This is a genomic window from Shewanella sp. MF08487 (assembly GCF_050848685.1).
GTDB lineage: Bacteria > Pseudomonadota > Gammaproteobacteria > Enterobacterales > Shewanellaceae > Shewanella > Shewanella glacialipiscicola.
The window spans coordinates 1-10,482 of sequence record NZ_JBOZPB010000043.1 but is presented as its reverse complement, the minus strand read 5'-3'; the positions used below and the strand labels follow the sequence as shown (position 1 = coordinate 10,482).

The following is a 10,482-nucleotide window of genomic DNA, read 5'->3' as shown; positions in this document are numbered from 1 at the left end:
TTCCCAGCGTTCATCGGTTAGCATAAGTCTTGGCATGGCTTGAGGTTATGGTTACTTTTGGCGAAGCAAATTATAACGTCTTGCCATGCTGTCTAAAAATCACTCTCGAAAGATCAACAGACCCTAGTCATCTGATAAAAAAGGAATTATGCAAATTAAACTATCGCTAATGTTTACTTTGGAGAATGAGGATTATCTGAATACTTTAAGAATAAAAAACAGGACACGATAAGCCAAAGGCATCACCTGTCCTGTTTTCTATTTCACTATTTATGCTGCTAATACGGCTTAAATTGCTAGGACTGAGCCACTGTAATCTAATAGCTCAAAACCCAGCATCTTTGATCCTTATGCGCGTGGATAGTCCCTTGCGAGCATCACAGATAAACCGCGGCAGACCAAGGTCTCCATATCATCGACACGGTTGATTTTTATCTCAGCTAAGGGCGCGCTCAATGCCATTTGCTTTAAGCTTTCGAGGCAGCCTTTGTAGTAAGGAGCACTGTTCATCATGTTGCCCGCGAGCCAAATTCGATTGGGATTAAATAAATTAACGGTCCACGCCAGCCCCATACCAAGGTAACTGCCCGCACGGTATAAATCATCCTGAGTGGTGATGTTACGGCTGCGCACTGAATCGCCACTGGCGAGTTGTTCTAAACTAAATTCGCCAGATTCGGTCATCACGCGGCAATGCCCCAACTCCCCCGCCACGCCCGTCGCTCCCGTAAAGACTTGTCCATTAAAGGCAATAGACATACCGATCCCAGTGCCGCACATGACCAATAACTCACAGGCATATTTGGCATCACAAGTCGCTTGCATACCCGCATCTATATCGTTGCAGATAAACTTAAGCTCACCTTGAGTTTTCACTGTGTCAAAACTCAAACCATTGAGTCCGGGTAACGATTTACAGGCAACCAAACGATTATTCTGCACCAGTCCAGGCACCGCAATCGCGAGTTGATAATCTTGTAAACCATAATCACGCTCTAAAGCAGCAATCTGGTTATTTAACTCTTCAATCTTAAAACCTTCACCGGTAGGAATTTTATATTGTTCTGTATGTTCCGCCAGTTGAAGCTTAAACAGGGCATTAGTCCCGCCTACATCTATGGTTAATACTTGCATCGCCAGCTCCACTGATACATGTCCCCCACTCTGACCCCGAGCGAAGGTACAAAATATTAGCATGTTGGCAAAAATCGAGCGATAAAATAAATATTAAGCTGCTAATTTATAAGGGGCAAATCATTAATTAGCCATGGATGATATTTTATGTAATTGACTTTTTATCATGCTCAAACTGACTCCATTTATTCAGGCGTAAAAACCACAGCTACAGTCCATTCTCAGCACACACTCACGATTGTATATAAAATCCTTTATTCACTTACCTTGCATCTAGAGCGTTAGCCTTGCGATAATCTAAGCGGGTTAAAACTCAAATTAATATAAAACCTTTGCGTGCCGATCTCACTTGGAGCCTATATGTCACATTCTATCGCTAGCCGCCTCAGCGCTATTCGTAGCGAATTAACCGCTGCCAATCTCGATGCATTTATTATTCCGCGCGCCGACGAATATCTGGGCGAATACGTACCAGAGCATAACGAGCGTTTGTATTGGGCGACCCACTTTACCGGCTCAGCAGGGATGGCTATCGTATTGAAAGATAAAGCCGCAATATTTACTGATGGCCGCTATACGGTTCAAGTTCGCTTGCAAGTCGATGCCACACTTTTCAGTTATGAAAGCCTAACCGATACACCGCAAATTGAGTGGTTATGTGACACGCTGCCAGCGGGATCTCGCGTCGGCTTCGATGCACGCTTACATACCTTAGCTTGGTATGAAAATGCCAAAGCAACCTTAAGCAAAGCCCAAATCGAATTAGTGGCGGTTGAGCAAAATCCTATCGATTTGCATTGGCAGGATCGCCCCGCACCATCGAGTGCGCCAATCACGTTATTCAGTAACGAGAGTACCGGTAAAACCAGTCTGCAAAAACGCACCGAAATTGGCGCCTTAGTGAAAAAAGCCAGTGCTGATGTCGCTTTGATCGCCGCCTTAGATTCTTTCTGCTGGCTATTAAACATTCGCGGTAACGATATTCCGCGTCTGCCTGTCGTGCTCGGCAGTGCCCTGCTTCATGCTAGTGGCGATATGCAGCTGTTTACCGATTTAAGCAAACTCCCTGAGGGCATTGAGGAACATGTCGGTGCAGGCGTTAGCTTTAAGGACGAAGCCACGCTCGCCGATACACTTGCCAGCTTGCAAGGCGTCAAACTGCTGGCCGATCCAAACTCGGCTAACGCTTGGGCACAAAATCTCGCCCGTGAAGCAGGAGCAAAATTAATTGCAGGTATCGACCCTGTCGCATTACCCAAAGCGCAGAAAAATAGTGCAGAATTGGCCGGAATACGCGCCTGCCATATCCGTGATGGCGTAGCGGTGACGCGCTTTCTAGCTTGGTTAGATGCCGAAGTGGCAGCCAATCGCATGCACGATGAAGGCACCCTTGCGGATAAATTGGAAAGCTTTCGCCTAGAAGATGAGCGTTACCGCGAGCCAAGTTTCGATACCATTTCAGCAGCAGGCCCCAATGCTGCCATGTGCCATTACAATCACAACAATGGCACACCTGCAATGATGACAATGGACAGCATCTACCTAGTGGATTCTGGCGCGCAATATATCGATGGCACCACAGATGTGACCCGTACTATTGCGATTGGCAAAGTGACTGATGAACATAAAAAAATGGTCACGCTGGTGCTAAAAGGCCATATCGCGCTTGACCAAGCCCGTTTTCCTAAAGGCACTTCAGGCCAGCAACTAGATGCGTTCGCGCGCCAATATCTATGGCAATATGGCTTCGATTACGATCACGGAACTGGCCATGGCGTAGGTCATTTTCTCAGTGTGCACGAAGGCCCGCAGCGCATAGGTAAAAATGTCAACGGTATTGCACTGCTACCCGGCATGGTGCTTTCTAACGAGCCAGGTTATTACCGTGCAGACAATTTTGGTATTCGCTTAGAAAACTTAGTGGTAGTTCAACACTGCGAGGCACTTAAAGGCGCTGAGCGTGAGATGTATGAATTTGATGCACTGACAATGATCCCTATGGATAAGCGTCTTATCGATAAGCATATGTTAACGCAAGGGGAAATCCGTTGGTTCAATGCCTACCATCAGCAAGTGTACGATACCCTAGCACCATTGATGTCGGGTGATGAATTAGCCTGGCTAACCCAAGCGACTCGCGCAATTTAAGTATAAAGATAAACAGACGGGGATCGTAAACCGTTATTGTTTTATCATCGCTCCCGTACATAGAACCGCTCAAGCTAGTACATTTGAGCGGTTTTTACTGCAACATAATGTATTTCATATTTTTGAAGGTCTTGGGTGGGGCTCCTTAATTAATAAACAAAATATCGCCACATCATGCTGCGCAATAAACAACCGATAGCACTTGCCATTGCTCACACTCTGACTTTTGTACCATCCAAACTGCTTAGCTATGCTAAGCAATTAACAATAGCGATTCTACTATGTTATGCAGGATTTATATGGCGTGATAAATCACTCAACACGATTAACCCTATAATAAAAAAGAAAATAGTAACCTAACAGCATAAACACTTGTTTTAATGTTGTTATTTTGAGGTGAAAAAACCATATTTTGCAATAGCTTATAAATACAACAATCGACTGATTATCACTAAACTTAAGTAAATACTTATCTCCTATACTCACACAAAAATGATAGCCTTGTCACATAACAAGCTAGCACCAATGAGTGCTAGCACAGATTAATACCCCACTTATACCCTAAATCATCGTATCGGCCAGGAATGGACACACTAAATGAGCTCGAGTAACCCTAAGTTCAATAAGCCTATAAACATGAATCGTGTAGATCAAGAAGTTCGTTTACACCCAAATGATGAACTCATTTCAACCACAGACACTCGCGGTACTATCACTTACGTTAATACCCGTTTTGCCGAAGTGTCTGGCTATAGCGCCCAAGAATTAATTGGTAGTGCCCACAATATTGTGCGCCATCCCGATATGCCCAGCGAAGCCTTCAAAGAGATGTGGGAAAAGTTAAAATCGGGCCAGTCTTGGCGCGGGATTGTTAAAAACCGCTGTAAGAATGGTGGATTTTACTGGGTTGATGCTTTCGTCTCGCCCTTATTTGAAAACGGCACCATAGTGGGTTATCAATCGGTTCGCATTCATCCTCAGGCCGCCTACGTCACCAAGGCGAACGAGATATACCAGAGACTTAAACTGGATAAATCCATTTCTAAGCCCTTAAGCTTAATGCAAAAACGTATCCTCTCGGCGATTGTCGCCTCGACCGGCTTACTGATCGCAGGCTACTTTTGGGGCTGGGGCGTGATTATCGCGGGGGCGGTTTTGATGAGTTTAAACTTGGCTATATTCTACGATGAGGCCTTTCGCATTCCCGCTAAACTGATTGAAATGCAAACCAAATACGACTCTATCAGTCGTTACATCTACTCGGGTGCCGATACGTCTTCTATCCTCGATTTCCAGCTCATCATGCTGCAGGCCAAAATGAATGGCGTACTGGGGCGCACACAAGATCAAGCCAATCAATTGCATGCGATTGCCGATCAATTAGTGGTCGCGACCGAGCAAACTTATGCCAGCCTAGATCAAGAAAAAAGTCAGCTAGAACAGCTCTCTAGTGCGATGGAAGAAATGAGTTCAACCATTACAGAAGTGGCGCAGAATACCCATCTCACGTCCACCAGCATCAATACCGCCTACGATCTTTGCCTTAAAAGCAGCGCCAATATGAAGGCCAACACTCAAAAAGTGGAACAACTGGCCAAGTCTGTTGCCGATGCAGCTAACAATGCCCATCAATTGAATAAAGAAGCCGAGCAAGTTGCTAATGCGATGGGCGAAATTGACTCCATCGCCGAGCAAACCAATCTTCTCGCCCTCAATGCGGCCATTGAAGCTGCCCGAGCCGGTGAACAAGGCCGTGGTTTTGCCGTGGTGGCCGATGAGGTGCGCGCGCTATCGAGCAGAACTCAACTGTCAACCAACAGTATTTCTAAAAGTGTCGATAAGATGTTCACTATGCTCAACGCATGGGCCAAAGAAATGGAACAAAGCCGTCAACACGCGGAGCGTTGTGCCAGCGATATTCAACTGTCCGCCGACAATGTAAACACCATTTACCAAGAAGTGAGTGATATCCACACCTTTGCCCAACAAAATGCGGTCGCAGCGGATCAACAGCGCCAAGTGGTCAATGAGATTGCCAGCAACATACACTCCATCGCCCATTCAAGCGCGGAGAACTTGGCCGCGACCCATCTGATTGGTGATGCCGCCCATCTACTTAAGCACAATGCCGAGAAAGCTCTCGGCTTGAGACGCACCTTCGGTTAGTCATAAATAATATAAAATGCCGCAGCCAAAACTGCGGCATTTTTCTATCGCATTCTTTTAACCCGTTCTTTCCGCCAGCCCTCACTCAACCTAGAACATACTCTGCCAAGAGCATACTCAATCCAGTACTGATCCAACCCATTGCTTGCAGAATTGGCCTTATCCCGCCTGAGCCGTCGCTAAGGCTTTTATCTCTTGGCGATAAAATGATGCAGATAAAATGCCAAAACACTAAAAAGTTCAGGTTTTAACCGAAATTTTTGCTATACTCCGCGCCCGCCATTTTTCTTATAAAATCTGTGTGGAAGAATGAGCCAGTCGGCACGCCTCTCTCCTTAGTCGAGTAAATAATAGAGGCTCGCGGTGCTTGAATGTTTGAATAAGTGAACGATAGGAATCCAAAATGAGATTTGAATCTTTTAGTTTTTCCCCCGAGATTTTGCGCGCTATCTCAGATTGCGGTTATCAACAAATGACGCCTATTCAGCAGCAAGCGATACCTGCTATCCGCCGCGGCCAAGATGTCTTAGCCAGTGCCCAAACCGGTACGGGTAAAACCGCCGCCTTTGCACTGCCCATCCTGCAAAAGATGGTTGAAAATCCAAGTGAAACGTTAAAGTCGAATGCCCGCGTATTAATCCTCACGCCGACCCGTGAGCTTGCAGCTCAAGTCGCTGACAACGTTATGGCTTACTGCAAGTACTTAAACTTCAGCGTGTTAACCATTTACGGCGGCGTAAAGATTGAGACTCAAGCGCAAAAGCTGAAACGCGGCGCCGATGTGATTGTTGCCACCCCTGGTCGCTTACTTGAGCACCTTACCGCCTGTAACTTAAGCCTGTCGAACGTCGACTTTTTAGTGCTAGACGAAGCCGATCGCATGCTCGACATGGGCTTTAGCGCCGATATCCAAAAGATCCTTCAAGCGGTAAATAAGAAACGTCAAAACCTATTGTTCTCGGCCACTTTCTCAAGTGCCGTGAAAAAACTCGCCAACGACATGATGGTCAAACCGCTAGTGATCAGCGTCGATAAACAAAACACCACGGCCGACACCGTTAGCCAAGTGGTTTATCCGGTTGAACAACGCCGTAAACGTGAACTACTGTCTGAACTAATTGGCAAGAAAAACTGGCAACAGGTATTGGTATTTACCGCGACCCGTGATGCCGCCGATACGCTAGTCAAAGAATTGAATTTAGATGGGATCCCCTCTGAAGTGGTCCACGGTGAGAAAGGCCAAGGCAGTCGCCGCCGCGCCCTGCGTGAATTTGTGGCAGGTGATGTACGCGTACTGGTTGCCACCGAAGTTGCCGCCCGTGGTCTGGATATTCCAAGCCTTGAATACGTAGTCAACTATGACTTACCTTTCCTCGCCGAAGACTATGTCCACCGTATCGGTCGTACAGGCCGTGCAGGTAAAACTGGCGTAGCCATTTCTTTCGTGAGCCGCGAAGAAGAACGCACCTTAGCCGATATCGAAAAACTGATCGGTCAACAGATTCGCCGCGTCACTGTGCCAGGTTATGAAGTGGGCAGCCGCGAATTGCTGTTAAAGCAATTGCAAACCCGCCGTAGCTTTGCCAAGAAGCAACAAAGAACCGACAACGTCGGCGCTCAAGTTGCTGCTGAGAAAAACATGCAAGGCCGCCGCGTAAAAATGAAGGTGGGTCAAGCCCCTAGCAAAGCCAAAAAGCTTAAGTAATCGCTAAAACGGGCGGTGTAAAACGCATAGCGTTTAACCCCATCCCACGTGTTTTAGTAAAATCGGCCACAACAACTGTTGTGGCCGATTTTTTTATGCCCAATTCGATAAAGCACAGCCCACTTTAGCCGACTGTAATCCGTAAGCTATTGATAACAAAAAGACCATAATGCGGGAAACAAACTCAGCAACGTCGCCCCTGCGAGCAATCGCTCACGACCGTTAAGCTTTTTACCATTGACAAGTTGGCGGCGACTGTAGAGAAACAGCAGTAACCCTGGGCCATAAAGTAGCAAGGACAGCAACAGATACTCGACGCCAGCGGCATAGAGTAGCCAGAGTCCGTAACCGCTCGCCACCAGCGCCACGATTCTCATCAGCCCATTGCCCTGCCCACTTAAAGAAAGCTTCAACAGGAACAGCCCAATCAATAGATAAGGCACTAAAATCATCGACGTAGAAATGAGTAACAGATTGGTATAACCCTTACCTAGCAGCCACACCAGTAACAAACAAAACTGCACTGTTAAGCTAGATAACCAGAGGGAAGCGATAGGCGTGCCATTGCGATTCTGCCGCAAAAAGATGGCAGGGAAAGCACCGTGGCGGGCTGCGCTGAAAGGCACCTCTGCCGAGAACAGGGTCCAACTCACGTAGGAAGCCAACACAGAGACAATAAGCCCGACACTGATCAGCGCCTTACCCCAAGAGCCGCTCATGTGTCCCATCAGTCCCGCCATAGAGGGATTAGGCAGTGCAGCAAGTTCAGGACGAGCCAAAATTCCCAGCGCTAACACAGAGATCAGCACATAAAGTAGTAGCGCCAGCACGACGCCAAGGACAGTCGCCGTGCCCACATCCCGCTTATTTTTAGCACGCGCCGATAACACTGCCGCACCTTCGATACCGGTAAACACCCAAAGCGTGATCAGCATAGTGTTACGCACTTGCTCAGACACTGGCACAGCTAAAGTGCTGGCCGCTTGGTCCTGAGCAAAAGTCACAGGGTCAAAGTAATAACAGGCAAACAGTACGAACAGCAATAACGGCAAACTCTTGGCCAGTGTCGCCACCAGATTGAACATCGCCGCCTGCTGTACGCCGCGGGAGACCAAACAATGCACCGCCCACAAAATGCACGACTCACCGATAAAAGCGGCCAGCGTATTGCCCTCGCCAAACCAAACTTGCTGCGGCGTATCGACAAAGCTACCAAGGGCGGCAAACGCAATCACTAAATATCCCACCACGCCTATGGTGGCGCAAAGCCAATAACCCCAAGCAGAAAAAAAGCCAACCAGCTCACCAAAACCGGCTCTCGCGTAGGTATAAATGCCGCCATCAAGCTCAGGCTTCAAGCGCGACAGATAGAGGAAACTCGCAGCCAATGCTAAGATGCCCACACCTGTGATCCCCCAGCCTATCAGCACAGCTCGAACACCCGCCACTTCGGCCATGTTTTGCGGCAGGCTGAAAATCCCCGCACCTACCATAGAGCTGAACACTAGGGCTGTGAGTGACCAGAGACCTATTTTGTTCTCTTTCATGCAAAATCCTTAGCGCAAACGAGTAGAAAGAGCCTGAATGTGTTCGGGACCAATGCCGCAACAACCACCGATAAGCGAAGCCCCTACCGCACGCCAACGCTCAGCCCAACCGAGATAATCGAGCGGCCCAAGATCGGCACGGATCTCATCCAGACCATCGTTAGCCGTCGCCTCTTTCGGCTGAGGAGGAAACGCATTGGCATAGGCACCGAGTCGAATATCGGCACGCCCCAGAGCACTCAATCTGTCGCTGGCCACCTGTAATGCCGCCTCAATCACCTCAGGCTGACAACAGTTGAACAGAATCGCATCCACACCGACTGCTACTAACGCGTCGATAGCATCGGCCACCCGCTCACCGGAGCGTAGTGTCGGTTCACTGCCTAACGTCTCGTCCTCTAAGGTGAAAGAAACCCAAAATGGTTTGCCATCATCTGGCAGCAAGGCCTTGATGGCTAAAGGCTCGGCAATCAAACTCATGGTTTCGGCTAACCAGAGATCGACACTGGGCGACAACGCTCTAATGAGTGGAAGCGCCAGTTCACTCACCCTAGCGGCTTCAAATAAATCGGCACGGTAAGAGCCGAACAATGGCGGCAATGAGCCAGCAACGAGAACCTCACTCGCATGTTCATCCGCGACATTACGCGCCAATTCTCCCGCTAATGCCGCCAGCGCTTCGCCTTCGGCAGCAAAACGCTCGTCGCCGATATGAAACGGTACCAGAGCATAGCTGTTGGTGGTGATAACTTTGGCCCCGTTAGCGATATAAGCTTGATGTACATCAGTCACAGTCTGTGGCGCTTCTATCAAAGCCAACGCCGACCACTCAGGCTGGCGAAAGGGTGCGCCACGCCTAGCCAACTCACGCCCCATACCACCATCTAACACCCACAATTGTTGCTTATCCATCTTTCTTACCTCAATCTTTTATGCGACTTCGTTTTATTAAGGCACTCATAATTAGTGAGAATCCTGCGACAAAGCACCTTGCTGCCTCGATTACAATGCACAGCTTCAGTGAGCACCTTAAATAACCACAAACCATCCAGACGTATGGATGGCCAAAACAAAATAGCGTAATCTCGGTTTGGCCGCAATAAATATCAGCCAATAAACCGTTATTACTCTTAAATTTGGATCTATCAGCATTGAGTAAAAATAAGATATTTTTAAAAGAAGACATTACGAGAGTCGTGGGGGAAAATGAGAAAGATTCACTCTAAAACAAGAAAGAAACGACCACTAGCGATTGTTTCTTTTGGGTAAAAGGATAATGGCATTATCTAATTAATTGCCACTATTTCCAGCCTTGTAGCCAATGGGTTTCGTCTTTTAAATCAAGCCAATTTATCGGTATCACTCGTTTAGACATCACAGCTTCAATTGAACATGAGACAACTAAGCCTTCCTCATCAAATTCAATTTCTGTAATTAAAAAATGTTTCTCTTTATTGGCCGGCTTTACCGCGGTCCACTTACTGTTGAGTAATTTTTTAGGGTTAATTTGATTCATTAAAACTCCATAAAGCAGTCGAGTTAACGTTGCACTTATCCTATCAGACTGCCTATACGCTATTTTAGACACAAGGGATCTCTAATGAACGCCGTGAATAGTAAGCATGTAATGCTATTGCATTGAATGTTCACAAGGAGTTAGGGTCTGTTGATCTTTCGAGAGTGATTTTTAGACAGCATGGCAAGACGTTATAATTTGCTTCGCCAAAAGTAACCATAACCTCAAGCCATGCCAAGACTTATGCTAACCGATGAACGCTGGGA

7 protein-coding genes are annotated in these 10,482 nt (G+C 47.3%); 3 read left to right on the top strand and 4 right to left on the bottom strand.

Going from position 1 to position 10,482, the window contains the following annotated elements; all coding sequences use genetic code 11:
• Positions 1-348: 348 nt before the first annotated feature.
• Positions 349-1,134 carry an ROK family protein gene (locus ACRN9H_RS19225; RefSeq protein ID WP_432315810.1) on the bottom strand — a complete coding sequence of 262 codons (786 nt, stop codon included), beginning with the start codon at positions 1,132-1,134 and terminating at the stop codon, positions 349-351.
• Positions 1,135-1,494: 360 nt separating this feature from the next.
• On the opposite strand from ACRN9H_RS19225, the gene ACRN9H_RS19220 reads away from it, so the two are divergent.
• The 3 genes from ACRN9H_RS19220 (at position 1,495) to ACRN9H_RS19210 (ending at position 7,153) form a co-directional block, all read left to right on the top strand.
• The gene (locus ACRN9H_RS19220; RefSeq protein ID WP_432315808.1) at positions 1,495-3,282 is read left to right on the top strand and encodes an aminopeptidase P family protein; all 1,788 of its coding nucleotides are present in this window, start codon (positions 1,495-1,497) and stop codon (positions 3,280-3,282) included.
• Positions 3,283-3,879: 597 nt separating this feature from the next.
• Positions 3,880-5,448 carry a methyl-accepting chemotaxis protein gene (locus ACRN9H_RS19215; protein WP_432315806.1) on the top strand — a complete coding sequence of 523 codons (1,569 nt, stop codon included), beginning with the start codon at positions 3,880-3,882 and terminating at the stop codon, positions 5,446-5,448.
• A gap of 403 nt (positions 5,449-5,851) precedes the next feature.
• Positions 5,852-7,153 carry a DEAD/DEAH box helicase gene (locus ACRN9H_RS19210; protein ID WP_432315804.1) on the top strand — a complete coding sequence of 434 codons (1,302 nt, stop codon included), beginning with the start codon at positions 5,852-5,854 and terminating at the stop codon, positions 7,151-7,153.
• Between the two features lie 146 nt (positions 7,154-7,299).
• On the opposite strand, the gene ACRN9H_RS19205 is transcribed toward ACRN9H_RS19210, so the two are convergent.
• The 3 genes from ACRN9H_RS19205 to ACRN9H_RS19195 form a co-directional block, all read right to left on the bottom strand.
• Positions 7,300-8,700 (bottom strand): basic amino acid/polyamine antiporter, encoded by a 1,401-nt coding sequence (locus tag ACRN9H_RS19205; protein ID WP_432315802.1) that lies wholly within the window; start codon positions 8,698-8,700, stop codon positions 7,300-7,302.
• Between the two features lie 9 nt (positions 8,701-8,709).
• On the bottom strand, positions 8,710-9,612 hold the full coding sequence (locus tag ACRN9H_RS19200) for a homocysteine S-methyltransferase family protein (RefSeq protein WP_432315800.1): 903 nt from the start codon (positions 9,610-9,612) through the stop codon (positions 8,710-8,712).
• A gap of 388 nt (positions 9,613-10,000) precedes the next feature.
• Positions 10,001-10,216, bottom strand: coding sequence for a TIGR02450 family Trp-rich protein (locus tag ACRN9H_RS19195; protein WP_432315798.1), 216 nt, complete (start codon positions 10,214-10,216; stop codon positions 10,001-10,003).
• Positions 10,217-10,482: the final 266 nt, after the last annotated feature.

Bases quoted from the DNA above. Each gene is read 5' to 3' on its own strand.
- ACRN9H_RS19225 (WP_432315810.1), bottom strand. From the start codon at position 1,134: ATGCAAGTATTAACCATAGATGTAGGCGGGACTAATGCCCTGTTTAAG.
- ACRN9H_RS19220 (WP_432315808.1), top strand. From the start codon at position 1,495: ATGTCACATTCTATCGCTAGCCGCCTCAGCGCTATTCGTAGCGAATTA.
- ACRN9H_RS19215 (WP_432315806.1), top strand. From the start codon at position 3,880: ATGAGCTCGAGTAACCCTAAGTTCAATAAGCCTATAAACATGAATCGT.
- ACRN9H_RS19210 (WP_432315804.1), top strand. From the start codon at position 5,852: ATGAGATTTGAATCTTTTAGTTTTTCCCCCGAGATTTTGCGCGCTATC.
- ACRN9H_RS19205 (WP_432315802.1), bottom strand. From the start codon at position 8,700: ATGAAAGAGAACAAAATAGGTCTCTGGTCACTCACAGCCCTAGTGTTC.
- ACRN9H_RS19200 (WP_432315800.1), bottom strand. From the start codon at position 9,612: ATGGATAAGCAACAATTGTGGGTGTTAGATGGTGGTATGGGGCGTGAG.
- ACRN9H_RS19195 (WP_432315798.1), bottom strand. From the start codon at position 10,216: ATGAATCAAATTAACCCTAAAAAATTACTCAACAGTAAGTGGACCGCG.